Source organism: Kribbella albertanoniae, from assembly GCF_004348455.1.
Lineage (GTDB): Bacteria > Actinomycetota > Actinomycetes > Propionibacteriales > Kribbellaceae > Kribbella > Kribbella albertanoniae.
Genome location: NZ_SMKA01000116.1, coordinates 1 through 24,717 on the forward strand (window position 1 = coordinate 1; position 24,717 = coordinate 24,717).

The window sequence follows — 24,717 nt, forward strand, 5'->3', positions numbered from 1 at the left end:
GGCCGGCGGGGTGCTGGGGTCGGCCACAGGTGGGGACTGGTCAGTACCGCAACCGGCCAGGACGAGAGCGAAGAGTGCAGCGGCGACTACGCCGCGAAGTGACAGCCGCATGACGGCTTCCTTCCGGACAGCACGCAGTGATGCGTGAACGAGTGAGATCAGCAGCGAAAGCAGCTGACCGTCACGTCCGCAGAACGCAGAGTCTCGTCAGGTCCGGAGGATCTGGTACGACGGCCCGCAGCCATCGCACCTGCCTAGCCAGTGACCGCAGCGGCACCTCGCCGAACCGCTGCCGGGTCAGCAGCAGCCCGAGCCCGAGGAGCAGCACGGAGCCGATCAGGAGTGCGCAGGGCACCAGCAGGTGCTGGTGATTCGAGGAGTCGACGGCCAGCGTGAGCGGTGCGGCCATGGCGACCTGCTCGAGGCGCTCCATTGCACCGTGCGCATCGAGCGGCAGCGTGATCATCACCGGTGTGACAGCGAACCGCTCCGGCCGGTCCGGCTGACCAGCGCCACCGTGGAGGGCGAACAGGCCGACCAGCGCACCCAGGATCACCAGGGAGCGCAGCAGCTGAGATCGCGTCACGTCCATCAAAGGGCAGGGTACCGGGAGCGCGGACGTTGTCGTCAGTTGCGGCACGGTGCGACACTGGAGACTCGACGATGCAGTGAACCGGGCAGGTGGGGACCTAGTGAGCTCGGTTGCACCATTCAGGGGGGACAACGTGGAGGCGGGACGCGGTCGGGCGGTCATGCCCACAGTGGTGGCAGTAGTGATCCTGGCACTCGGTGTTGCCGGGTGTTCGAGTGCAGTCGGTTCGGAGTACGTCGGAGAGGACGTGCCGACCACTCCGGTGCCGAAGTCGGCGACCAGCAGCAAGAAGCCCACGACGACACAGCAGGCGGTGGCAACCGACTGCTCGAAGTCGACACGTCGCCTTCCGGCGCTCACCGCGGCGGACGGTGTTCGGCTCGAGGCGGCAACCGACGTCTCCCGGACCACTCTGCTGCTCAAGAACACCGGCAACCTGGCAGTGATCGTCGTACCGGATGCGACGTGGAACACGCGGGTCCTGCCCGCTCCGTTCGCCAGTCCGATCGACAACGCGGCCAAGACTGCGCAGAGCGCGGTCGCGAACAGCGGCATCCTGTCGCCGCAGGTCAAGCTGCCGGGCAACGTGCCGTCCACACAGGCACTCATCGTGCCGCCGGGGTGGGCCGTCTGCGGCCTGACCGACAAGGCGGGCGAGGTGGCCGGCCTGCGCTACCTCCGGGACAAGACCGCCAGCGCGGAGTACTTCGTTCTGAAGGCCCTGGCCGACCAGGCGGTCGCTGTGAAGGAGCCTGCGCCACAGACGTTCTACGCCGGACTACTGCGCTGCGGGAAGGCCACCAAACAGCTCCTCAAGGAGCGAGTAGACCTCCAGGACATCGAGTTCTACGCCGAGCTGCTCAGAACCGGCAGCCCGTGCCAACTGGCCTTCGAGACGATGCTGCCGAGCGAGACGTCCGCCCAGCGAGCCATGGCGCAGGCCCTGAGCCGGCTGGAGCGAGTGCCACATCTGCAGGAGAACACTCAACTCTTCGAGGCACAGGCCGCGACCTGATCGCAGAGCTTCAGCGGTCCTCGCCCGGGAAGGCTGGGCGAGGTGCGCGGCCGACCGGCTGAGTCGGCCGATCCAGGAGCGGAACCCGCTTGGCCAGCGGCCGGGTGACCGGCGTACCAGCCGTGACCGTGAGGTCCTCCCCCGCGTGCTGGAGAGTGATGCTGGCGTCCTCGCCGTCGCGCACCGTGTAGGTGACCGACCCCGAGTTGATGTCCACCGTCAGCCTGACTCCACGCCACCGGATCGAGAAGCACAGCTTGGTCAGCCCCTGCGGCAGTGCGGGGTCGAACGCCAGGAAGCCGTCCCGGTCGCGCAAACCACCGAAGCCGGCGACCAGTGCGGTCCAGGCTCCTGCCAGCGACGCCATGTGTAGTCCGTCGCCGGTGTTGTTGTGCAGATTGCGCATGTCGATCAGTGCGGCTTCATAGGCGTAGTCGTAGGCCAGGTCCAGATGACCGACCTCAGCCGCCATCACTGCCTGGACGCAGGCCGACAGCGACGAGTCCCGCACAGTCAGGCGCTCGTAGTACTCGAAGTCGCGTGCCTTCTGCTCGGGAGTGAACGCGTCGCCACACCAGTACGCCGCCAGAATCAGGTCCGACTGCTTGACCACCTGCATCCGGTAGAGCTGGAAGTACGGCGCGTGCAGGAGCAGCGGGTACTTGTCCTTGTAGGCCTCGAAGTCCCAGTCCGCGTAGCCGGTGAAGCCCTCGGACTGCGGGTGCACCCCGAGCTCCTCGTCGTACGGCACGTAGACGGCCGCGGCAGCGTCGCGCCACGCAGCCTCTTCCTCACTGTCGACACCGAGTGTGCGAGCGACACCAGGGAACCGCATCGCCAGCTCGGCCGCGGCCCGGAGGTTCCGCGCGGCCATGAGGTTGGTGAAGACGTTGTCGTCGGCAACCGCGCTGTACTCGTCCGGACCGGTCACACCGGGCAGATGCCATCGCCCGTGGCGGTCATGGTGTCCCAGTGAGACCCACAGCCGCGCAGTCTCGACCAGAAGCTCCAGCCCGACCTCTTCGATGAACTGGTTGTCGCCGGTGGCCCGGTGATACCGCATCACCGCTTCAGCGATATCCGCGTTGATGTGGAAGGCCGCCGTACCAGCTGGCCAGTAGCCGGAGCACTCCTGGCCACGGATGGTCCGCCAGGGGAACGCCGAGCCACGCAGGCCCAGTACGTCGGCGCGGTCCTTCGCCAGGCCCAGTGTGGAGTGCCGCCACCGCAGCGCATCTGCTGCCGCATCCGGCATGGTGTAGGTCAGCACCGGCAAGACGAAACCCTCAGTGTCCCAAAAGGTATGGCCGTCGTACCCAGCGCCGGTCAGACCCTTGGACGGGATAGCACGCCGCTCTGCGCGAGCACCTGCCTGCAGGACGTGGAAGAGCGCGAATCGCACCGCCTGCTGCAGTTCTGGATGCCCCTGCACCTCGACGTCGGCACCGTCCCAGAAGTCGTCCAGGTACTCGGCCTGCTGCTTCACCAGCCCGTCCCAGCCCGAGAAGCGCGCACTGGACAGTCCGGCTGCCACCTGGTCCCGGATCGCGGTCTCCGACCGCAGACTCGACCAGCCGTAGGACAGGTACTTCACCACGCGCAGCTTCTCGCCGGGCTGGAGCTGACAGATCACCGTGGTCCGCGCCCAGTCCTCCCGGACGTCCTGGTCCATCGCGAACCGGGTCGGCGCCTCCACCTCGTGCACCATCGCAGCAGCCATCAACTGCCGGCTGTGCGTGGTCCGGTGGATCAGTACGACGCCGTTCTCGCCACCGTCGTGGCTGACTGGCTTGAGCGGGTTGTCGAGCACCGCTGCGACCCGTGGGTCGTCGGACAACGTCGGCTGCGCCTCGTTGGCGACCAGCTCGGACTGGATCACGAACCGGGTCGGCTGGTCGACCGCCTCCACTGTGTACTCGATCGCTGCGACCGCACGCTGGGTCAGCGAGACCAGCCGCCGGCTACGCACCCGGATGCGCTTGCCTGCCGGGGAGGTCCAGTCCACGTCACGCTCCAGCAGACCGGTCCGGAAGTCCAGCGACCGCTCATGCCGGCTCAGATAGCCATAGCGAACGTCGAACGGCGAGTCGTCGACCAGCAGCCGGATCAGCTTGCCGTTGGTGACATCGACCAGCGTCTGCCCGGACTCCGGGTAGCCATAGCCCGCTTCGGCGTACGGAAGTGGTCGTTGCTCGTAGAACGAGTTCAGATAGGTACCGGGGATCGCGTACGGCTCCCCCTCGTCGAGATTGCCGCGCAGACCGATGTGCCCGTTCGACAGCGCGAACAGCGACTCGGACTGCGCAAGGTCGTCGAGAGAGAGCCGGGTCTCGCGCAAGCGCCAGGGCTCGACAGGGTGGTGTCCACGGTCGATCACAGCGCTTCCCCGTTCAGTAGCTCGGCAAGGTCCTGTACGACGACGTCCGCGCCATGTGCGGCGAGCTCTTCGGCCTGTCCGACCCGGTCCACGCCGACCACTCGGCCGAACCCACCTGCGTGGCCGGCGGCGACACCGGCCAGCGCGTCCTCGAACACCGCCGCCTCGGACGGATCGACCCCGAACCGCGCGGCGGCGGCCAGGAACGTGTCCGGCGCCGGCTTCCCCTTCAGCCCGTCGGTCCGGATCGTGACGCCGTCCACGATCTCCTCGACGTACTGCGCGAGGCCTGTCACGTCCAGGACCTCCCGGGTGTTGGCACTCGACGAGACGACCGCCCGTCGCAGTCCGGCCTGCTCAGCCGCTTGCAGGTACCGGCGGGACCCTTCGAATACGTGTACGCCGTCGGTGCGGATGCGCTGCTGGACTGCCTCGTTCTTGCGGTTCCCGAGCCCGTTGACCGTCTGAGCGTCCGGTGGGTCGTCTGGCGTCCCCTCAGGCAGTGTGATGCCCCGAGACGTCAGGAAGTCGCGGACGCCGTCCATCCGCGGCTTGCCGTCGACATAGGCGTCGTACTCGGCGCGGGCGTCGAAAGGACGAAACGGAACCCCCTGCTGCTGGGCATAGTCGCGGAGGAATCGGTCGAACATCTCTTTCCAGGCTGCGGCGTGCACGGCCGCGGTATCGGTGAGCACTCCGTCCAGATCGAACAGACAGACCCGGATCCCCGTCGGCAGTCCCAGCATCTGCACCCTCTCGCGTCGTGAGGCCTCTTCTGCAGTAGACAACTGCCAGACTAGTCAGACGACTACTACGGACACGCCACTCCGGCCATGACAGGCCGATTACGTGAGAACATACGGGCGACTGGGGAAGTCACGGGGTGGTGGAGAGATGCGCCAGATCAGCATGCACAGCACACTGCACAGCCGGAGCACCTCCAATGTGGGCCGCCAGGAGGTCCTGGACGCGTCGCTGCGACTTCAGGTGGTCCGAGCGAGGTTCCGCGACGACCTGCTGGCCAGACGCCCGTGTAACGCTGAGGTGTTCGTCATAACGGACCGCTTCGCCCTGCGTGACTGGCTCGAGGACCACTGCGGCCGGGCCGAGGAGTTGACGGCCGTCACCTGGACCAGGCACCAGAGTGTGGACGCCTTCGCGCCCAGCCACCGCTACAACCGCGAGCTGGTGCAGGCGGGTGTCCGGATGACGAGCTTCTTTGACATCAGCGAGGGCTCGCCGACAGTCACCGACTTCATCGTTGCCGCCGACGACATGCCGTACCACGTCTCGTTCGGGCCGATCCAGCTCAAGCTGCTGGACGGTGAGCGGCTGATCGTCGAGGGCCCGGTGCTGAACGGCAAACGGAGCCTGATGATGATTCACGGCACGGAGGCGGTCAACGCCGCCGGACAGTACCTGCGGGCGGTCCGGGGCGGCGCGGTCCGCGCGGTGGAGCTTCGGGAGCACTACACGGCCGGACTGACACCGCGTCAGCACATCATCGCGGCACTGCTCGGCGACGGCTGCACCGACGAGGAGATCGCCGACCGGCTGACCCTCAGCGTCCGCACCGTGCGGTACGAGGTGGCGAGGCTGATGGAGGCGCTGGAGGTCAAAACCCGCTTCGCCGCCGGCGTCCGCTACGCCGAAGCAGACACCCTCGAACGGCACCACATTGCAGGAACCTGCAACCTAATCGACCACTGCGAGGGGTCACACGCACGCTGACGGCATGCGAAGCATCAGTGGAGACGGATCACCGGCACGGCGTCAGCAGATGCGGATCGACGAGTTGGTCTCATAGGCGGCGATCGCTGCACAGCACAGCGTCTCGGAGAGCACCGCACCGGCCGTGCCACCACCCTCCATGAGCGGCAGCCCCTTCGGGAAGCCTTCGAGCGGCCGGTCGAGTAGCACGCCGTACAGGTCGGTCGCGAACTCCAGGTCGTACCAGCTGTCCTCGCCGACGAGACGCTGCAGCCAGGCAGACTGGAAGAGCAGTCTGGGGACCGAGCCGAGCCGGAAGAGTTCACCGTCGGCTTCCAACGCGACCGGCTCCGGCAGATCGACCGGGACGAACAGTGCGTTCGGTCCGGCCATCAGAACGTGGTCGAACGTCGCCTCCAGCTCTGCGGGCAGTTCCGCCTCCAACTCGATCAGCTCGAGCAATGGCTGCCGGTAGCCCAGGTGCACCGATCCCCCGGTGCTGCTGCGTGGCTCGGTGTGCGGCGGTAGCCCCAGCGACGCCAGGTGCTCGTTCACCGCTGCGAACATGTCCAGGCAGTACTCGTACCAGGCAGCGTCCTGCTCGGCTCCTGGCTCATCGATCCCGTCCAGCGGCGCCACTGTCAGAGCGAATCCCATCCAGCCAAGCTAACAAGTACGGCGCCCGGCGACGCCGTACTTGTCAGCATCAGGTCAGGGGTAGCTGACCACGTAGCGCTGCTGGTTGGCGGTGTTGGCGGTGCCGCCGGTGTTGTTGATGACGTTCGAGATGGTGCCGACCCCGCCGAGCGAGACCGAGACCAGGTCGTGGAAGCGCACACCCGGTGTGTCCGGGACCTCGAACGAGCGGGACGCCACGATGGAGTTGTTCGGGCTGAAGAAGCAGTAGCTGCCGACTCCCCAGGCCTCGTGCGTCGTCACGGTGTTCGCGACCTTGTACGCCGCCCAGCCCTGGGTACCGCCGCCACTCGACCACGAGGCCTGGTCGGGGACGTCGTACGGGAACTCGTTCTGGTAGAAGTACGTGCGGCCGCCGTTGCCGTTCCACAGCGTCTCGTACTCCTGGTAGTGCTCGACGAACAGGCCGTACATCGTCACGTTGTTGCCGTTCACAACGAGTCCGTTGGCGGCGGTGTTGACGTTCCAGCCGACGCCCTCACCGTGATCGCCGCGCCACAGCCAGAGGTGGTCACCGATCACGTCGTTGCTGTTCACCCGCAGGCTGACACTGGCCTTGCCGATGTGCGCGCCGCCGACGCGGACGAACACGTCGTGCAGCGAGGTCGGGTTGGCCGCGTGGCTCGCGGTCGATCCGGCCGGGCCGATCTCGACCAGCGACGGCGAGTTGACCGGACCGGCGTCGACGAGCACGCCGGCCAGCTTGACGCCGTCCACGTCGGCGACGCTGATCGCCGCCTGGCCGGTGTCCGGAACCAAGGTGGCCAGGCCGAGGCCGAGTACGACGGTGTTCGGCCGGGTGACCCGGATCGTGTCGCTGAGGTGGTAGACGCCGGGCGTGATCAGCAGGTGCTTGCCCTGAGCAAGTGCCGCGTTGATCGTGTCGACGGATGCGCCCGGCTTGGCGACATAGAAGTCGGCCAGGCTGATCGACGTACCAGCGGCCGGTCCTTGAGACCAACTGGTACCGGCCGAGTTGGTGCGCAGCGCCGGGACGAAGACGTTGTAGTTGCCTGCCGCATCGAAGTACAGGAACGGCTTCTCCCGGACCTTCGGGGTCTGCCCGATCGTCGTGTGCGACGGGTTCGGGAAGTGCTGCGGCGGCGCGCCGTTCGTACCGAGGAACACCATGTTCCAGACCGACCCGGCCCAGCTGCCGAACTCCGAGTTTCTCGAGAACCACTGCTGCTGAGATCCCGAGACCACCCGGCCGTCGATCTTGGTGTCCGCGAACAGCCCGCCGCTCGCCCAGCCGTCAGCGCCGTTCCAGAGCTGCACCTCGGGCGCGTTCTTGAGATGCATCCGCCGGTACGGCGCCGCCTGGGAAACCGCCCAGCGCTCGATCTGACCGGGCGGAGTCGTGACCGCGAGGTTCTCGGCGGACCGCCAGAAGTTCTGCGTCGCGTTGCCCTTGTTGTTCGGGTTGTCGCCTTGCTGCAGCCAGTCGGCCTCGACCCGGACGTGACCGTTGAGATTCACGTCGTCGGGCGACAGTCCGAGGCCGGCCACCTGGGTGTAGAAACCGAGGTTCACGTCGGCGGTGTAGCTGCCGGGCTTGAACAGAACGGCATACCGCTGGGTGCCGAACTGGTTCGTGTGCATCTCGGTCGCGAGCTGGTTCAGCTTGTTCTGCATCTCGGTCTGCGAACTGCCCGGTCCGTAGACGAACACGTTCGGCCCGAGATCGGGGTTGCGCGGATCGGTAGGCGGGATCACCGGACCGGTGCCGTCGCTCGTGCGCACTGCGACCTCCCACAGCGAGTACCCCCAGCCCGTCGAGCGCTGGGTGCCGGTGATCCGCAGATAACGCCCGCTGCCGGCGATCTCGAGCGTCTGCGCACCTCCGGTCCCGGTCGTTGTCGAGTAGACCTGAGTCCACGCGGTGGCGTTGTCGGACAGCTCGATCCGGAATGCCTTTCCGTACGCCGTCTCCCAGGTCAGCGCGACCTGGCAGACACTGACCGTGGATCCGAGATCGATCTGCAGCCACTGCGGATCCGAGAAAGCGCTCCCCCAGCGCGTTCCCGGGTTGCCGTCGACCGCGGCCGAGGCCGGTACGCCGGCGTTCTCGGTCGACGATGCGGTGGCGGGCCGGTTCAGCGCGGCGTTCGCCGTACCGCAAGCAGCCAGCCGGTCCTGCTGCCGGGAACCGGCCACGGCGTCACCAGCACCGAGACCGGTCGCCGCCAGGGCGAGCACGAGAAGAACCAGCAGAGAACGCGCACGCAGGCGCGACGAAACATCCATGGGCGACACCAATCAGAAGGGCGGGCAAGGGTCCGAGAGAGCGCTCTCTCACCACAGTGGCGGCGAGCCGGAGCGCTGTCAAGGGAACGTTCCCTGAGCGTGGTTCCGGAACTCAGAGGGCCGTCAAGGCCGCCGGGATCAGGCGGATTCGCGCGCGACCAGGTACGGGTCGAAGACGACCGAGGAGGGCGCGGTCCCGGGCGTGTCCAGCAGGGTCAGCAGCATGGCGGTCATCCGGGCGGCCATCTCTTCCACCGGCTGCGAGATCGTGGTCAGCCGGGGACGTGTGAGACGGGCCGGCTCGCTGTCGTCGAAGCCGATCAGGGCGACGTCATCGGGAACGACGCGGCCGTGGTCGCGCAGCGCCCGGAGTGCGCCGACCGCCATCAGGTCGTTGGCCGCGAAGACCCCGTCGATCTCCGGCACGGCGGTCAGCAGCTCGATCATCGCCTGTTCACCGCTGTCGGCAGTGAAGTTGCCGTGGGCAACTTGTACGAACGGGACGCCGTGCCGCGCCATCGCGCGCTGGAATCCGGCGAGCCGGCTGTTCGCGGCGGGCAGGTCGGCCGGACCGGCGATCGTGGCCACCTGGCGACAGCCGCGCTCGGCCAGATGGTTCGCAGCCAGTGCGGCGCCGGCCTCATGGTCCAGGTCGACGAAGCTGATCGGCACCGGGAGCGCGGGGCGTGCGAACAGCACGGCCGGCACGCCGGCGTCGACGAACAACTGCGGCAGCGGATCCCCCGCATGGGTCGAGACCAGCAGCGCGCCGTCCGCATTCCCGCGCCGAACGAAGTCGAGAGCGTCCCTGCGAGCGCGATCGGAGTCGGCCAGCATCAGCGTCGGATGCATCGCCCGGTCCCGCAGATAGGTGACGACGCCGCCGGTGATCCGGCCGAAGAACGGGTCGGCGAACACCTGCGCGGCCGAGCCGTCGGAGCCGGACATGACCAGGGCGACCGTGCCGGTACGGCGGTTGACGAGGGTGCGCGCGGCCGCGTTCGGGATGTAGCCGGTGGAGGCGATCGCCTTGACGACCCGGCGGGCCAGATCTTGATCGACCTTCTCGTTGCCGTTCACCACGCGGGACACGGTCGCGCGCGAAACCCGCGCCTCCTTGGCCACGTCTTCCAAGGTCACGGTACGTCGGGTTGCTGCCGGGGTCATGGCATCGGATCGTAGCTGGGACACGCGATTCCGCCTCAAAGTTATCCACAGGGTACGGCGGCCCCAGGTGGTGGGCCGCCGTACCGGTCGGTGGGGTCAGCGCTTGTAGATCCCGAACTCGTAGAGCGAATACCCCCAGCCGGTGCCGCGCTGGGTGCCGGTCAGCCGGACGTAGCGCCCGGTCCCACCGGTCGTGATGTCATCGACGTCCCCGTTGCCGGCCGCCGTACTGTAGAGCGCTCTCCAGGCGTTCCCGTCGTCGGAGACCTCGACCCGGTACTCGCGAGCGAACGCCCCCTCCCAGATCAGCTGGATCCGGTCGAACGACGTCACCTGCCCGAGGTCGACCTGCACCCACTGCGGGTCCGCCCAGTCGCTGGCCCAGCGGGTCGTGTTGTTCCCGTCCGTCACGTTCGACGGCGGGTACGGCGCTCCGTTGCCGGTCTGCTGGTACGACGATGCTGTCGTCGGCTTGCCGCGGGCGATATTCGTCCCCTCGACCGGTGGCGCGACCACCCGGAAGGACCGGGTCTCGATGCTCACGTGCCCACGCCCGTCCCGGACATAGTCGTACAGCTTCCAGACGCCCAGCCGCTGCGGCACCGTGACCGTGAACGGACCGCTGCCGCTCGACGGTGTGCCGACCAGCGCGCCGCTGCCGTCGATGTACTTCCCGTTGACCTTGAAGTCATGCGAAAGCACATCCCCGTCGGGATCAGTGACCGCGACGTTGACCGAGATCGTGCCGCCGGCCGGGACATCCGTGGTCCGGCTCAGCGTCATGTTCGTGATCACCGGAGGCGTGTTCCCGCCGCCGGGGCCACCGAACGCCTGCCGGATCGCGTACCAGGCCAGGCTCTTCTCGTTGCCCGGCGTGATGTTGAACCAGACCGCGCCGAAGTCGTTCTCACTGCCGTAGTGGAACAGCGTCGCTCCCAGCGCGACACCGGCGTGCCCAGTGATGCAGTTCCACGCTTGCAAATAGCCGTCCCGCTTCTGCAGATCGGTCGGCTGGTCCGGTACGCCGTTCGCGTCGTTCGGAACCTCCCACTCACCGGCCGGTCCGCCCTCGGTGAGGATGTACGGCTTGTTGTAGCCGCCGTTGATCCAGTCCTGCTTCACCTGGCAGACGTGACCGTAGGAGTTCACGGCCAGCAGATCGAGGTCCGGCGAGTACTGCTTGTAGTACGGCCAAGCGCCGGTCCAGGCATCGGTCGACGTGACCGGGTGGTTCGGGTCGATCGCGTGGATCGCCTTGGCCGCGTCGTTCACGAAGGTCGCGTACGCGATCCGCTGCTGCTCGAGCTCGGCGCCCGAGTAGCAGTTCTGCAGACCCAGCACGGACTCGTTGCCGACGTTCCAGATCAGAACGCCGGGATTGTCCTTGTACTCGGTCGTCCAGCGGCGGATCTCAGCGAGCATCGTGGTCTTGTAGTCGGTGTCCGTGACGTAGTTCGCGCAACCACCACTGCCGGGGCCGCCACCGGGCTGGAGCCAGTAGCCGGCGACCACTCGCATGCCGTTCGCGGCAGCCGCGTCGAACAGCGTCTTCGAGCTCGCGTCGGTGCCCCAGGTGCGGACCGTGTTGACGCCGATCGCCTTCAACTCGGGCAGCCGCTGAGCGGCCTCGGTCGGCGGCGGTCCCCAGGTCAGGCCCTTCACGACCCAAGGATTGTCGTTCACCAGCAACTGCCAGTTGCCCTGGCTGCCGGCGATCCGGACCGTTCCTTGCGATGGGCCAGTGTTACCCGGTGTGCCGAAGACCCTGAACTCGAACAGCGAAACGCCGTACCCGTTGGCGCGCGTGGTCGCGAAGATGCGGACGTACCGGCCGCTGCCGTTGATGTTCAGGGTCTCGGTGCCGCCGGGGCCGGTGCTCGTGCTGTAGATCGGGTTCCATTGCTGACCGTTGGCCGAGGTCTCGATGCGATAGCCGGTCGCGTACGCCGCCTCCCACTGGAGCACGACTTGTTCGATGGTCGCGGTCGCGCCGAGGTCGACCTGCAACCACTGGTTGTCGGCCCACGCGCTCGACCATCGGGTGTTCGCATCACCGTCGACCGCGGCCGAGGCCGGCGTACCGGCGCCTTCGGAGGTCGACGCGGTGGCCGGTTTGCCTTGGGACAGCAGGGTCGCGGCCTGCGCCGGGACGGCCGACACCACCAGGTTGCCGAACGCCACCAGCGCTACCGCGATCAGTACGGCGGCCGGCCGGCGCCGTCGGCGGCGGGCACGCAGAGCGGGCAAAAGCTTCATCGGGCGGACTCCTTTGCGGGAGAGCTCCTGGGTCAGGAGCGGTGAGAGAGCGCTCTCTCGCGGAGCGATCGTGGCCGTTGCTTTCCGGTGTTGTCAATGCTTCGGTACGCCGGTTTCACGCTCAGCGTGGTTCCGGAACCACGGAGGGTTGACACCGCGAGGCACCGGGATCATGGTTCTCCAGAGAGCGCTCTCTCGCGATCTGTCCAACCGCGGGACACCCCGATCACCCCTTTGCGACCTGACCGATCGCCGCCCCCGCGGACCCCCCGACAGGAGGAGCTCCGTGTTCTCGACAAGGAAGAAAGTGCTGTACTCCGGCGGTACCGCCGCCGGACTCATCGCCGCCGTACTGACCGTTCTCGCAGGCTCGTCGGCACACGCCGCCGACGAGGTGACGCATCACGAGTTCCAGGTCAACTGCACCGTGAACCACCGGGCGCCCGACGACCCGATCGTGTTCCCGAACCTGCCGGGCGCATCTCACGACCACAGCTTCGTGGGCAACAAGACCACCAACGCCGCCACCACCCTGAACAGCCTGAACGCTGCCGGTCCGTACGCGACGACCTGCCTGAACCCCGACGACCTGTCGGCGTACTGGTGGCCGACGATGTTCCGCGGCAACGACCCGGTGAGTCAGACCTGGCACCAGACCATCTACTACAAGTCCGGCATCCTCGACTACCAGGCGGTCCGCCCGTTCCCGCCGGGGATCCGGTTCGTCGTCGGCAGCCCGACCGCGACCCAGGATGCGTTCCGCACTTCTCCTGGTGCCGTCGAGGGCTGGGAGTGCGGCGACAGCGCGCACAACTGGGACTTCCCGGCGAACTGTCCGGCGGGAACCCAGCTCAACATCCGCTACCAGGCGCCTAGTTGCTGGAACGGCCGTGACCTGGACAGCGCCGATCACAAGAGTCACATGGCCTACCCGGTCAACGGGGCCTGCCCGGCCTCGCACCCGAATCCGCTGCCGATGCTGGAGTTCAAGATCGCGTTCCCGGCCGACGGCGACGTGACCAACGTCCGGCTGGCGAGCGGACGTGGCTACTCCTGGCACTACGACTTCTTCAACGCCTGGGATCCGCCGACGCTGGCTGCCCTGGTGAGCCACTGCATCAACGGTGGTCTGCAGTGCAACTCGCGCGGCTTCGACCTCTACAAACCCGACCGCGGTCAGGTTCTCGGCGACAACTACCGGCTCCCCGGACGCCCCTGACCTCTTGATCCTCCTGCGGTGCCGGGGACAGGGCAGCCCCCGGCACCGCAGGACGGCGGACCCACGCCATGGACCTCAAACTCCGCAAGGTCTGTGACCTCGCTCTCACCCGCTCCTACCGGCCGCCAGGCGGTGGTGTCGCACACTGTGACCGTCTTGTTCACTCCTCGGAACATCTTCCGGCCCCGAACGCTGCTTCCCGGGCCTCCGTTGCCGACCGCAACAAAGTTGTGCGAAACGTTCTGGCCCCCCAGAACGATAGGGAGGCTGGGAGGGGGTGATCCGGTATGTGCGAACTGACTCGCCGGTTGTTGGCCTTGTTGCGTCTGCTCGAGACGGAGGGCACGCGATCCAGCGTTGCCGACGACGACGCTCTGCTGGACGCCAAGTTCGGCCGGACCTCGGCGGAGTTCCCGATCGACCGCTACTAGGTAGCCGTCCTCGGGCTCCGCCGCTCAGGAGCAGGGGTATCCGTTCAATGTGCTGGTTCTCCGGTCAAATAACGAGGGGAGAACCGGCAATCTGAGCGGAGATCCCCTCATTTTCCGCACGACCGCCACAGCCCGGGAGGCCAGCTGTGGGGATGTCCGGCCGCAGGTGCGACGGCTCGTCGTTTGGCTAGGTGCGGGCGGTTCGGACTGCGAGGCCTCGGGGCGACTCCGGGAAGCGGTCGAGCAGGGTTTGCAGGTCGGCTGCGGTGACGTTGGCGCCGAAGGCTTCGGTGCCTGGCTCCAGTTGGACGCCGTCGGCCAGGGAGCCTGCGATCACCGGGTCGAAGCCGAGGGCGTCGACGATCGCCGCCACCTCGGCTGCCTCCAGGGCCGGGCCCGCGACTGCGATCGCCTTGCGCTCAGGTGATCCAGCCGGCACGGCACCGTCCTCGAGGTCGTGGTAGCCCATGTGATTGAAGGCCTTCACCACGCGCGACTCGGGCAGGAAGTCCTGGACGATCTCGGACGACGAGGTGCGTGGATCAGTGAGGTCGTCGCGGATACCGTCGACCTCCCACCAGTAGTTCATCGCATCGATCACGAGCTTGCCGCGCAGCGCTTCGACCGGCAGCGTCCGGTGCTTGCCGAGCGGTAGCGCGAGGATCACCACATCCGCGCGCGCCGCCGCGTCGGCCGCGGTCGTCGCGACCGCGCCCGGCGTGACGACCTCCACGATCAGCGCGATCTTCGAGACCTCACCGGACCCGGCGATCAGCACCGGATACCCGGCCCCGACCGCGAGCCGCGCCAGCACCGTCCCCACCTTGCCCGCGCCCAGGATCGCAAGAACAGGCTTGCTCATGCTTCCGCCAGGATCTCGCGCACCATCGGGATCACCTTGCTGCCGTACAACTCCACGGCCCGCAGCCGGTCAGCGCCAGGCACCGATCCCGCCGAATAGATCAGGTCGAACCGCCCGACGCCGAGCTTCTGGATCGCACCGGCGATCCGGCGAGCCACAGTGTCCGGCGAACCGACGTACAGCGAACCGTGCGCGACCTCGGCGTCGAACTCCGACCGCTTCACCGGCGGCCAGCCGCGCAGCGCGCCGATGCGGTCCCGCATCACCTTGTAGCGCGGGTAGTAGATCTCCTTAGCCGCCTCATCGGTGTCCGCAATGAACCCCGGTGAATGCATGCCGACCGGCTGGGCGACAGTTCCGAACTGCTCGGACGCCCGCTTGTACAGATCCAGGTACGGCGCGAACCGCTCCGGCGAACCGCCGATGATCGCCAGCATCAGCGGCAGCCCGTAGAACGCCGTACGGATGACGGACTGCGGTGATCCGCCGACGCCGACCCAGGTGGTCAACCGGCCGGACTCCGTCTTCGGGTAGACGTCCGCGTTGTCGAGGGACGCCCGGACCGTGCCTTCCCAGGTCACCGGCTTCTCGTCGAGCAGCCGCGCGAACAGCTGCAGCTTCTCCTCGAACAGCACCTCGTAGTCGGCCAGGTCGTACCCGAACAGTGGGAAGGACTCGGTGAACGAGCCGCGCCCGAGGATGACCTCCGCACGGCCGTTCGACAGCGCGTCCAGGGTCGAGAACCGCTGGAAGACCCGCACCGGGTCGTCCGAACTGAGCACGGTCACGCCCGAGCCCAGCTTGATCCGCGATGTCTGCCCGGCGATTCCGGCCAGCACGGTCTCCGGTGAAGAGATCGAGTACTCCGGCCGGTGGTGCTCGCCGAGAGCGATCGCATCCACGCCCAGCTCATCGGCCAGTACGGCCTCCTGCACCACCTGCCGGATCGCCGCCGCATCCGACACCAGCTCGCCGTTCGCACCCTCCGGCACATCGCCGAACGTGTCGAGACCGAACTCCAGGCCACTCATTTCCCGCTCCTGTCCACGTCTTCAAGTCTAGGTTGACATGTCAACGCGCAACAGGGTGGGGTTCATTCCCGCGGCATCACCACTTGTCGTAGTGAACGACGTTGTCCAGGTCCCGACGCGGGCCGGGCTTGAAGTCGGTGCCGATCGTGTGTGCGACCGGGATCAGCACCCCCTGCCGGACCTCATCCGGTACGCCGAGTAGCTCCGCCACCTCCCGCTCGTACTTGAGATGCAGCGTGGTCCACGTCGTCCCCAGCCCGCGGGCCCGCGCGGCGAGCATGAAGTTCCAGGCGGCGGGGAGGATCGAACCCCACACGCCGGCCTGGTTGTCCTGCGGTAGCGAGGGCGCGGTGATGCACGCGATCACGAAGACCGGCACCTTGCCGAGGTTGTCACCCAGGTACGCCGAACTGTCGTAGACCCGCTTCTGTACCGGATCGGTCTCGGGCCCGCGGGCAGCCTCGTTCGCCGCGAAGTACGCGTGCAGCGAAGCGCGGTAGTACTCCGCGATCTTCGCGCGCTTGTCCGGGTCGGTGACGACCAGCCAGTGCCAGCGCTGGCCGTTGCTGCCGGAAGGCGCCTGGGTCGCGATCTCGAGACACTCGCGAATCAGTTCGGGAGCGACGGGCCGATCCAGGTCCAGGCGCTTGCGGACGGCGCGGGTCGTGGTGAGCAACTCGTCTGGGTTCAGGTCAAGGGTGTACACGCATGTCAGTGTTTCACCCACCGAGCCCACCCCGCGACTCATCTCATGTCGCAACGGCAGTGGCCGGTGACACCTCCGCCGCTGCCGCCGGATGACGCCGTACGGCGACCGGGATGAACGCGCCCGCGATCCCGAAGAGCGCGGCCGTGAGCAGCCAACCGGGCCAGCCCCAGCTGACCGCGATCGTGGTCAGGACGAGCGGCGCGACGAGATCACCGAACTGGTGACCCATCGCGTACGCACCTTGGTACTGCCCCTGCGCACCCGGCGGAGCGAGCTCGAAGCTGACTCCCCAGCCACCCGCGGACTGCAGCATCTCCCCCAGCACGTGCACGAGCGCAGCAACGATCAACAGAGCAATGGTCACCGGCCCCGACGTGAGATCGGTGATCGCGAGCACGCCACAGGCGGCCGCGAGCAGCAGCCCCGACCGCCGGCCGGCTCGTGCAGCTCCGGCCAGGTGTTCCGTTCCCCGAGCTGCACGGATCTGGAGAAACACGACCACGAGAGCATTGATCACGAGCAACACCGAGATCATCCACCGCGGCGCATCGGTCGCGGTCACGATCCAGAGCGGGATCGCGAGCTGCGCCATCACGTTGTGCATGTTCAGCACCCCGTCCAGTACGACGAACGCCAGGAACGGCCGGTCCTTCAGCGCCGTGAGTCCCGAGGGAGCGCTCTCTGACGCCACCCCGGCCACGATCGGCAGACCGAACTGGATCATCGCGGCCGTCAGACAGTAGGTGACCGCATTGGCCAGCAGCGCCCCGACGTACAGGCCGGGTTTGTCCAGGGCGAGCACGATCCCCGCGAGGGCCAGACCGACGCCCATCCCGATGTTCGTGGTGACGCGAAGGACCGCGCGGGTCCGCACCCGCTGGTCGGGTTCGGACAGTCCGGCGATCAGCGCCCCCTTGGCGCCGCGCTGCCCCGAGTCCGCGATCGCGGTCACCGCGGCGACGGCGATGTACGCGCCGAACGAGTGCACCTGCGTCAGCGCGCTCATCGTGATCGCCTGCAGCAGAAGGAAGCCGACGTACGCGCGGTTCGGTCCAAGGCGGTCGGCGACCACACCGAGCGGCGTACTGGTGACGAGCCCGAGCACCCCCGCGATCGTCAGACCGACTCCGACGTGAGCAACCGACAACTCCGCGACCCGGGTCAGGTACATCGCCCCGATCGCGGCGTACACGCCGTTGCCCAGCGTGTTGACCAGCGTCGCGATGATCAGGCGGCGCACGGCCGGCGACAGAGCAGTCGATGATGGGGACGTCACCCCAGGACTCAACCCCACAGCCGCGCGCAGCGCGACCGGATTGACGAATCCCGGCAGCCCAGCGGTCAGGCCGGCTTGAAGCGGTTCTCGATCGTGTCGATCAGCGTCTCGACCTGGCGGTAGGTGTCCGAACTGAAGGCGCCGATACTGCGCTCGGCGCCGAGCGCGTCGCGCATGGCGTCCAGGTAGCGGCGCTGAACGACGGCCATCTGTTCGAAGCTGTCGGGCTTGGCCGCCGCCGGGGCCTGCCGGCTGGCCGAGACGAGCCGCGGAATGATCCGATCCTTCATCGTCGCGACCAGCTCCGGATCGAGCGGCTCACCGGCGATCGTCTGCTCCTCGAGTGGACCCATCGCATCGATCGCCGACTCACCGATCCGCCGCAGCAACGCCTGCGTCGCGTCCCGCTTGTCCTCCGGACTCACCGACTGGAACTTCAGCCGCGCAATCACCCACGGCAACGTCAAACCGAAGACCACCAACGTGAACAACGCCACCAGGAACGCCGCGAGCACGACTGTGGCGGCATGCGGCGTGTCCGCCGGAATCGTCTGTACGGCGGCCACCGTGACGACCCCGCGCATCCCGGCCCACGCCAGCACGAGTGTTCCGCGCGAGGTCAACGGCTCCCGCTCCTCGAACTCCACATCGGCCCGGCCGCGAGCCAGCCGGCGGCGCGCCCAGGCGAGGCGTGACTCTTCCCGATCGCTCTCCGGGTTCATCGCGTCCAGCACTTCTTCGAACTGACTCAACCGCGTTCGCTGCTGCTCGTTGCGATCACCACGACCGAAACGCCCGGACAACGCGGGCCAGGCCAGACCGATGAAGCGCAGCACCACCAGCAACGCAACGACGATCAGCACCAGCCCGGTGATCTCACCGACCGTGGTCTCCTCCCGGGCCGCATCCACCAGCTCGGGCAATTGGTAGCCCATGGCAAGGAATACGGCACTCTCGAGGAGGAAGCTGATCGTGGTCCAGGTCGTCGCCTGCGTCTGCCGGTCCCGCGCACTGAACCGCTTGCTGCCCAGTACGCCGGTCAGCAGTCCGGCCACGACCACCGCGAGTACGCCGGAAGCGTGCAGCTCCTCGGCCGGAAAGTAAGCCAGGAAAGGAACGGCGAACGAGATCGTTGTATTGAGCACCGGATCGTCGAGGCGTTGCCGCAGCAGCACGGTCAGGATGCCGACCACGGCGCCGATCAGACCGCCGCCGATCACCGCCCACCCGAAGTCGAGGATGGTGTGGCCGATGTCGAACCCACCACCGACGACCCCGATCGTGGCAATCGCCGTCCGCAGCACGACCAGCGCGGACGCGTCGTTGACCAGGCTCTCCCCCTCCAGCACGGTCATCACCCGGGGCGGCAGACCAACCCGGTGACCGATGGCCGTCGCCGCGACCGCATCGGTCGGGCTCACGACCGCTCCCAGCGCGACGGCCAGGGCGAAGGAAATGCTCGGGAACAGGGCATGAACAACGGCCCCGATCGCCAGCGACGAGACGATCACCATCACGATCGACAGCCACGCGATCAGCGAGAGGTTCCGCCGGATGTCGAGCACCGGCAACTGCACTGCCGACGAGTAGAGCAGCAGCGGCAGCACCCCGGCCAGGACGATCTCCGGTGCGAGGTGGATGGTCGGCGTACTGGGCAGGTAGCTGGCTCCGATGCCGAGCGCAACCAAAAGCAGTGGCGCCGCGACACCGGTCCGCCGCGCGAACACCGCGGCCGCGATCATGATCGCGAGCCCGGCTCCGGCGATGAGCAAGAACTGATGGTCCACGTCCTGACACTAGCGGTCTCCGGCCGCCCGGACGGCCACATCCGGCAGTCTGAACGGGCAGCTTTCGGCATTTGGAAAGCGTTCACCGCTCGACAGTCCTCATTACTTTGATAAGGTTCCTGCGAATACTTCCATAAGGACACTACGAAACTCCGTGAAGGAACAGCCCTGCTGAGCTGAACCGGTTTGGCAGGCCGACCGTACTGGGGACGATGTGCTATGCCGACCACTGGGACAGACCTGTACCGCGCCGCTTCGAAGGTGCCCTACTCCAGCGCTGATGCCGATACCTATCTCGCCGCTACACCGCTGCGGGACGTCCGGAAGACCCTGCCGCTGCGGGTCCTCTCCGCGGCCGACTACGACCACTGGCAGACCTACGGGTACACCGTGGTGAAACACGCTATTCCGCATGCCAAAGAGCTTCTCGACTTCGCCTGGGAATTCCAGGGTCTCGAACCGGACCACCCGGAGACCTGGTATCCGGAGTATGAATTCCGTTCAGAGCTCGAACGCGATCTGTACATCTACGGATTTGTCGAGGCTTATCAGCACCAACTCATCTGGGACAGCCGGCAGGCGCAGCGCGTGTACGACGCCTTCGTCGACGTCTGGGACTGCGAGGAGCTCTGGGTCACGCTCGACCGGCTCAACCTGAACCCGCCGAACGTCGGCAACCGCGACCGGGCGCTGATCCCGGCCACCGAGACCGGCTTCGACATCGACCTGCACTGGGATGTCGACAGCACGCTCGACGTACTGCCGCAGCGGGTCCAGGGCATCATCGCGCTGACCGACACCACTGCCGACAGCGGTGGGTTCCAGTGCTGCCCCGAACTGTTCCGCCAGTTCGAGAGCTGGCGAGCCGAACAGCCGCTGGACCGCGATCCGATCCGACCCGCCATCGATCGGAGCGCGTTTCCGGTGATCCGGCCGCAGCTCGAGGCCGGCGATCTCCTGATCTGGAACGGGATGCTCGCGCATGGCGTGGCCCCGAACCGCTCCGCGAACAGCGTCCGCTCCGTGCAGTACCTGTCGATGATGCCGGCGCTTGAGACGCATCAGGATCTCGTGCGCTCGCGCATTGATTCCTGGCGAACGCTCAGTACGCCGGAGTGGAACGCGACGCTGATCGGCGACCGGATCAAGCACGAGTCGCTCCGGTACCCGACCGCCGAGCTGACCGATCTGGGGCGCAAGCTGCTGGGGCTCGACTCCTGGCACAGCGCCACGGGAGGGGAGACCCGGTGAAGCGCATCTGCCTGGCGTTGCCCACCGACCGCGCCTGCGCTCCGATGCTGCGCGAACTGGCCGAAGAGGCGACGTACGCGGTCACTCATTTCAACGTTGAGATCGCTGTTCTGGTCCTGGACTCGAGCGCTCCGGCGGACTTCGGCGAGCACGCTCGCGTTCTCGCCACGCTCCCGCTGATCCCTGGGATCGAGATCGTGCATCTCGACGAGAACGCGCAGCGGGCGTTTCTCCAGAACGTGATCAAGGACGCGGCGATCGCCGAACCCGAGCGGATCCTCGACCTGATGCTGCCCGGGCGGCGCTCGTACGGCGCCTGCACGAACCGGGCCTTCGTGATCGCAGCCGCACTGGGATGCGAATCCGTGCACCGGCGCGACTCGGACTGCACCTACCAGGAGCTGGACGGCGCGAAGATCTTCCCGATCCATCACGAACTCACCATCGGTACGACGGCCGCGGCGGCCCGCGACCGGGTATCCACCGTCGACCTCGCACCAGGCAGCGACGACCTGCCGGTGGTGATGGCAGGCGCGTCGTTCATCGGTGACATGTCCGTGGACATCGACGACATCCGGCAGCGTGATCCCGAGATCTACTACGACGTGGTCAGTCTGTGGGCACCCGGCGACGCGACCGAGGCCGAAAAGCGTGCCCTGGTGGCGGAATCCTTCACCGGCGCGGGCACCGAGCCGTTCCGTGCCGACGAGTCGGTGCTGACGGTTGTCGACCCGATGCGTGTCGACATGTCGAACATCGCCTTCCACCGGATCCAGGAACAGGTTCCGTTGCCGCCAGCAACCGATACGATCGGCAGCGACTACTTCCTGATGCACCTCGTGCACGATGCCGGGCTGCCCGGTGTCCTCCACAACCGGCACATCGTGAACTTCCACACCGGCGAACGGAAGACCGACGAGGGGTTCGCGTCGTACCAGCTGGCGTTGACCAAGTTCTTCCTCTCGATGCTCTACCTGCACTTCGTCTACGAGCGCATGGGCGTGGCGGGCAGCTCGCTGCGTGACGCCCACGGAGATGTCGATGCGGCCGCGGTGGCGGAGATCGTCCGGAAGAGCATGCAGTTGCCCGTTGACGAGAACCTCGACCGGCTGGAGAAGCTCGGCTCGGCCTACCGCCGGCTAGGCGGCCGGCACGCCGACTTCGCCGAGACGCTGGCGGTCCGGCACGAGGTGTTGCTGGACGAGGCTCGCCAGGACATGGACGACTTCGCTGTGCTGATCGATGTCTGGCAGTCGTTGATCAGAGCAAGTACCTCGGCAGGAGCAGGTCCGTTCAGATGAACGCTGTTCTGAGTGATCGGCTGCGAACCGCCTTGGAACTCGCAGACCACGATCAGATCATCTTCGATCTGGGCGGGATCGAAGCCGCGTACGGCGCGCTGACCGAGGAACTGCCGGAGATCGCGGTCCGGTTCGCGATCAAGTCATGTCCCGTGAACGGCGTTCTCGCGAGCCTAGCCGGCCGCGGCTCGGGATTCGACGCCGCGAGCCCGCAGGAGATCATCCAGGCGCTCGAGACCGGTGTAGCGCCAGAACGCGTTCACTACGGAAACACGGTCAAGTCGGATCAGAACATCGCCGAGGCCTACCGGCTCGGGATCCGGGACTTCGCGACCGACAGCGTTCCCGATGTGGTCGCGATCGCCGCGAGCGCACCGGGATCACGGGTGTTCTGCCGGCTGGGGACCACTGGTGAAGGTGCGTTGTGGGGCCTCAATCGCAAGGCCGGCTGCTCGGTGCGGGACGCGTTGATCGTGCTGTCGATCGCGCGTGCCCAGGGTCTGGTTCCTTCGGGGTTGTCGGTCCACGTCGGCTCGCAGCAGATGACGAGCGCTGCGTGGGAATCCGCATTCAGCCAGCTGGCCGAGGCGATGACCGAGCTCGCGGATCTGGACATCCACATCGACCGGATCAACCTCGGCGGCGGGCTTCCGGCCCTGGGCTATCTCGACCGGGCCGGTACGGCGCTCGACCCGTCGCTGGCCGAGATCTTCGGCACGATCCGGACCGGGATGAAGCGGTTGCAGGAGATCGCCGGGACCGCGATCGAGTTCGTCATGGAGCCGGGGCGGCATCTCGTCGGTGACTACGGCGCGATCCGGGCCCACGTCGTACGGCTGTCGTCACGGCAGCAGCCGGACGGTGCGCGGGAGCGGTGGCTGTATCTCAGCTGCGGGAAGTTCAATGGGTTGTACGAGGTCGACCAGGTGCGCTACCGAATGGTGTTCCCGACGCATCCGGAGGGACTCCGGGTGCCGGCGGTCGTCGCTGGGCCGACCTGCGACAGCGACGACGTCTTCGGCCAGGAACCGTCACCGGCCCGGGTGCCGGCGACGATCGGATCCGGTGATCCGGTCTGGATCCTGTCCTGCGGCGCGTACTCCACCAGCTATACAACGCAACGCTTCAACGGCTTCGAGCCCCTGCCGGTGACTGTGCTGCCGGTCGTTGGGCTGCCGGTGGAGATCCATGCTTGAGACGGTTCGCGTGCGGCCGATCAGCGCTACCGATTGGCCGCACATCGCCGAGCTGGAACAGGCGGCGTACGGACCACTCGGCCTCTCCGAAGGCCGGCATGCACTGGAATCCTGGAGAGCGCTCTCTCCGGAAACGTGCTTCGTTCTCGGAGAGCCCGGAGCGCTCCGCGGTTACGTTCTCGCGATCCCCTTCCCGTACGGCGACTATCCGCAACTGGGATCGTCGGCCGGAACGCTGGTGGGTTCGCCGAACCTGCATCTGCACGATCTCGCGGTCGCCCCGGCCTTCCGCCGTACCGGCCTGGGGCGCGAGATCGTGACTCACGTGAACGCTGTAGCGCGAGATCGCGGGTTTCTCACGATCTCGCTGATCGCGCTCTCCGGCACGGAACTTTTCTGGTCGTCCAACGGCTTCCGCCCCGATCCGGCCGTCCCCGCCCCCAGTGGTTACGGCGACAACGCCCGTTACCTGACCAAGGTCCTCTAGAAAGGGCTCTCCGCATGCGCGACGAGTTCCGCCGCTCGCAGCTCTCCATCGCCGCCCTGTTCGGGTTCCTCGGATTCCAGTACTCGACCTGGGCCGCCAGGATCCCGATGCTCAAGAGCTCCCTCGATCTGTCGAACGCCCAAGTAGGGCTGCTGCTTCTGGCCACCGGCATCGGTGCGGCCATCGCGTTCCCGATCGTCACGTTTCTGATGCGGCGACTGGGTTCGCGACGGCTCGCGCTGGTTGCCTGCCTGGGGCTGACTCTCGTGCTGCTGGCCTTGGCCGTCGTACCGAATCAGCCTGTTGCGCTCGCGGTGATGCTGCTCGACGGCGTCCTGGTCGCGTGCCTCAACGTTGCGATGAATGCGCAAGGCACGGCGCTGGAAGTGAAGTACGAACGCAACACCATGGCGAAGCTGCATGCCGCGTTCAGCGGTGGCATCTTCACCGCAGCCCTCCTCGCCTCCGCCGTCACCGCCGCCACGACGAACCTGCTGACCCACTTCACCATCGGCGCAGCAATCCTCGCGGCCCTGGCGGCGTTCGCCTCGCGTGCCCTTCTCCCCACCGACCTCCCAGCAACCGAGAAGGTCAAGGGCAAACTCACCATCCCGTCGAGAACCATCGCGTGGCTGGCCGTCGCCATGGTGTTCGTCACCGTCGTCGAAGGCGCCATGAACGACTGGTCCGCCCTCTACCTCAAGGAGATCATCGGCGCGCCACCCGCGGTCCTTCCGCTAGGCATCGCCGTGGTCTCCGCCACCATGCTTCTCACCCGCCTGTTCGCCGACTCCCGCCGAGCGGCCTGGGGCGACCGCCAAGTCGTCCTGGCCGGCGCCACCATCGCCGGCACCGCCCTCGCCGCCGCCCTCCTCATCGGAGGCCTCATCCCCACCCTCATCGGCTTCGCCTGCGTAGGCCTGGGCATGGCCGCCGCCACCCCCTGCCTCTACGCAGCCGCCGCCAAACAAGGCCCCAACGCCCTGACCCTCGTCGCCACCATGGGCACCCTCGGCCTCCTAGCCGGCCCACCCGCCATCGGCGCCCTCACTAACGCCACCACCCTCCTCTACGGCATGGCAGCAGTAGCCCTCTCAGCCCTCCTGG

Annotated in this window: 21 protein-coding genes; 9 read left to right on the forward strand and 12 right to left on the reverse strand. The window is 67.2% G+C overall.

Features of this window, described 5'->3' with window-relative positions:
• Window positions 1-181: 181 nt before the first annotated feature.
• Window positions 182-592 (reverse strand): hypothetical protein, encoded by a 411-nt coding sequence (locus E1261_RS23330; RefSeq protein WP_132409876.1) that lies wholly within the window; start codon window positions 590-592, stop codon window positions 182-184.
• Between the two features lie 160 nt (window positions 593-752).
• On the opposite strand from E1261_RS23330, the gene E1261_RS23335 reads away from it, so the two are divergent.
• Window positions 753-1,607, forward strand: a complete 855-nt coding sequence (locus E1261_RS23335) for a hypothetical protein (RefSeq protein ID WP_132409878.1) — start codon at window positions 753-755, stop codon at window positions 1,605-1,607.
• 10 nt (window positions 1,608-1,617) lie between these two features.
• Here the strand turns inward: E1261_RS23335 and E1261_RS23340 are convergent, their stop codons facing one another.
• Window positions 1,618-3,984 carry a glycoside hydrolase family 65 protein gene (locus E1261_RS23340; protein WP_165952622.1) on the reverse strand — a complete coding sequence of 789 codons (2,367 nt, stop codon included), beginning with the start codon at window positions 3,982-3,984 and terminating at the stop codon, window positions 1,618-1,620.
• The gene (locus E1261_RS23345) at window positions 3,981-4,730 is read right to left on the reverse strand and encodes a beta-phosphoglucomutase family hydrolase (protein WP_132409880.1); all 750 of its coding nucleotides are present in this window, start codon (window positions 4,728-4,730) and stop codon (window positions 3,981-3,983) included. The genes E1261_RS23340 and E1261_RS23345 overlap by 4 nt, the downstream gene beginning before the upstream one ends.
• 148 nt (window positions 4,731-4,878) lie before the next feature.
• Here E1261_RS23345 and E1261_RS23350 point away from each other — a divergent pair, with 148 nt between their 5' ends.
• Window positions 4,879-5,715 (forward strand): helix-turn-helix transcriptional regulator, encoded by an 837-nt coding sequence (locus E1261_RS23350; RefSeq protein ID WP_132409882.1) that lies wholly within the window; start codon window positions 4,879-4,881, stop codon window positions 5,713-5,715.
• Between the two features lie 42 nt (window positions 5,716-5,757).
• Here E1261_RS23350 and E1261_RS23355 read toward each other — a convergent pair whose 3' ends face one another.
• The 4 genes from E1261_RS23355 to E1261_RS23370 all read right to left on the reverse strand — a co-directional run bounded on the left by E1261_RS23355 (window position 5,758) and on the right by E1261_RS23370 (window position 12,060).
• Window positions 5,758-6,351, reverse strand: coding sequence for a hypothetical protein (locus E1261_RS23355; RefSeq protein ID WP_132409884.1), 594 nt, complete (start codon window positions 6,349-6,351; stop codon window positions 5,758-5,760).
• Between the two features lie 54 nt (window positions 6,352-6,405).
• On the reverse strand, window positions 6,406-8,637 hold the full coding sequence (locus E1261_RS23360) for a discoidin domain-containing protein (protein WP_132409886.1): 2,232 nt from the start codon (window positions 8,635-8,637) through the stop codon (window positions 6,406-6,408).
• A 138-nt stretch (window positions 8,638-8,775) separates the two neighbouring features.
• A complete protein-coding gene (locus tag E1261_RS23365) occupies window positions 8,776-9,804 on the reverse strand; it encodes a LacI family DNA-binding transcriptional regulator (RefSeq protein WP_132409888.1) in 1,029 nt (342 codons plus the stop codon).
• Between the two features lie 96 nt (window positions 9,805-9,900).
• Complete coding sequence (locus E1261_RS23370; RefSeq protein WP_132409890.1) at window positions 9,901-12,060, reverse strand: discoidin domain-containing protein; 2,160 nt, start codon at window positions 12,058-12,060, stop codon at window positions 9,901-9,903.
• A gap of 286 nt (window positions 12,061-12,346) precedes the next feature.
• On the opposite strand from E1261_RS23370, the gene E1261_RS23375 reads away from it, so the two are divergent.
• Window positions 12,347-13,279, forward strand: coding sequence for a DUF1996 domain-containing protein (locus tag E1261_RS23375; RefSeq protein ID WP_132409892.1), 933 nt, complete (start codon window positions 12,347-12,349; stop codon window positions 13,277-13,279).
• Window positions 13,280-13,566: 287 nt separating this feature from the next.
• A complete protein-coding gene (locus E1261_RS45395; protein ID WP_165952623.1) occupies window positions 13,567-13,710 on the forward strand; it encodes a hypothetical protein in 144 nt (47 codons plus the stop codon).
• Between the two features lie 187 nt (window positions 13,711-13,897).
• On the opposite strand, the gene E1261_RS23380 is transcribed toward E1261_RS45395, so the two are convergent.
• From E1261_RS23380 to E1261_RS23400, 5 genes are all read right to left on the reverse strand, one after another.
• The gene (locus tag E1261_RS23380; protein ID WP_132409894.1) at window positions 13,898-14,572 is read right to left on the reverse strand and encodes an NADPH-dependent F420 reductase; all 675 of its coding nucleotides are present in this window, start codon (window positions 14,570-14,572) and stop codon (window positions 13,898-13,900) included.
• The gene (locus tag E1261_RS23385; protein ID WP_132409896.1) at window positions 14,569-15,603 is read right to left on the reverse strand and encodes an LLM class flavin-dependent oxidoreductase; all 1,035 of its coding nucleotides are present in this window, start codon (window positions 15,601-15,603) and stop codon (window positions 14,569-14,571) included. The genes E1261_RS23380 and E1261_RS23385 overlap by 4 nt, the downstream gene beginning before the upstream one ends.
• 76 nt (window positions 15,604-15,679) lie before the next feature.
• Window positions 15,680-16,309 (reverse strand): nitroreductase family protein, encoded by a 630-nt coding sequence (locus tag E1261_RS23390; RefSeq protein ID WP_238176387.1) that lies wholly within the window; start codon window positions 16,307-16,309, stop codon window positions 15,680-15,682.
• A gap of 43 nt (window positions 16,310-16,352) precedes the next feature.
• A complete protein-coding gene (locus tag E1261_RS23395; protein WP_132409900.1) occupies window positions 16,353-17,588 on the reverse strand; it encodes an MFS transporter in 1,236 nt (411 codons plus the stop codon).
• Between the two features lie 65 nt (window positions 17,589-17,653).
• Window positions 17,654-19,375 (reverse strand): cation:proton antiporter, encoded by a 1,722-nt coding sequence (locus E1261_RS23400; RefSeq protein WP_132409902.1) that lies wholly within the window; start codon window positions 19,373-19,375, stop codon window positions 17,654-17,656.
• Between the two features lie 219 nt (window positions 19,376-19,594).
• Between E1261_RS23400 and E1261_RS23405 the strand changes: the two genes are divergently transcribed.
• From E1261_RS23405 to E1261_RS23425, 5 genes are all read left to right on the forward strand, one after another.
• Window positions 19,595-20,626, forward strand: coding sequence for a phytanoyl-CoA dioxygenase family protein (locus E1261_RS23405; protein WP_132409904.1), 1,032 nt, complete (start codon window positions 19,595-19,597; stop codon window positions 20,624-20,626).
• Window positions 20,623-21,927, forward strand: coding sequence for a DUF6271 family protein (locus E1261_RS23410; protein WP_132409906.1), 1,305 nt, complete (start codon window positions 20,623-20,625; stop codon window positions 21,925-21,927). Before E1261_RS23405 ends, E1261_RS23410 begins: the two co-directional genes overlap by 4 nt.
• Window positions 21,924-23,123 carry a type III PLP-dependent enzyme gene (locus E1261_RS23415; protein WP_132409908.1) on the forward strand — a complete coding sequence of 400 codons (1,200 nt, stop codon included), beginning with the start codon at window positions 21,924-21,926 and terminating at the stop codon, window positions 23,121-23,123. The genes E1261_RS23410 and E1261_RS23415 overlap by 4 nt, the downstream gene beginning before the upstream one ends.
• Window positions 23,116-23,610: a GNAT family N-acetyltransferase gene (locus E1261_RS23420; protein WP_132409910.1), complete on the forward strand. Its 495-nt coding sequence runs from the start codon at window positions 23,116-23,118 to the stop codon at window positions 23,608-23,610. Before E1261_RS23415 ends, E1261_RS23420 begins: the two co-directional genes overlap by 8 nt.
• The coding region (locus tag E1261_RS23425; protein WP_238176388.1) for an MFS transporter at window positions 23,520-24,717 on the forward strand (1,198 nt) is incomplete at its 3' end. The genes E1261_RS23420 and E1261_RS23425, both read left to right, overlap by 91 nt.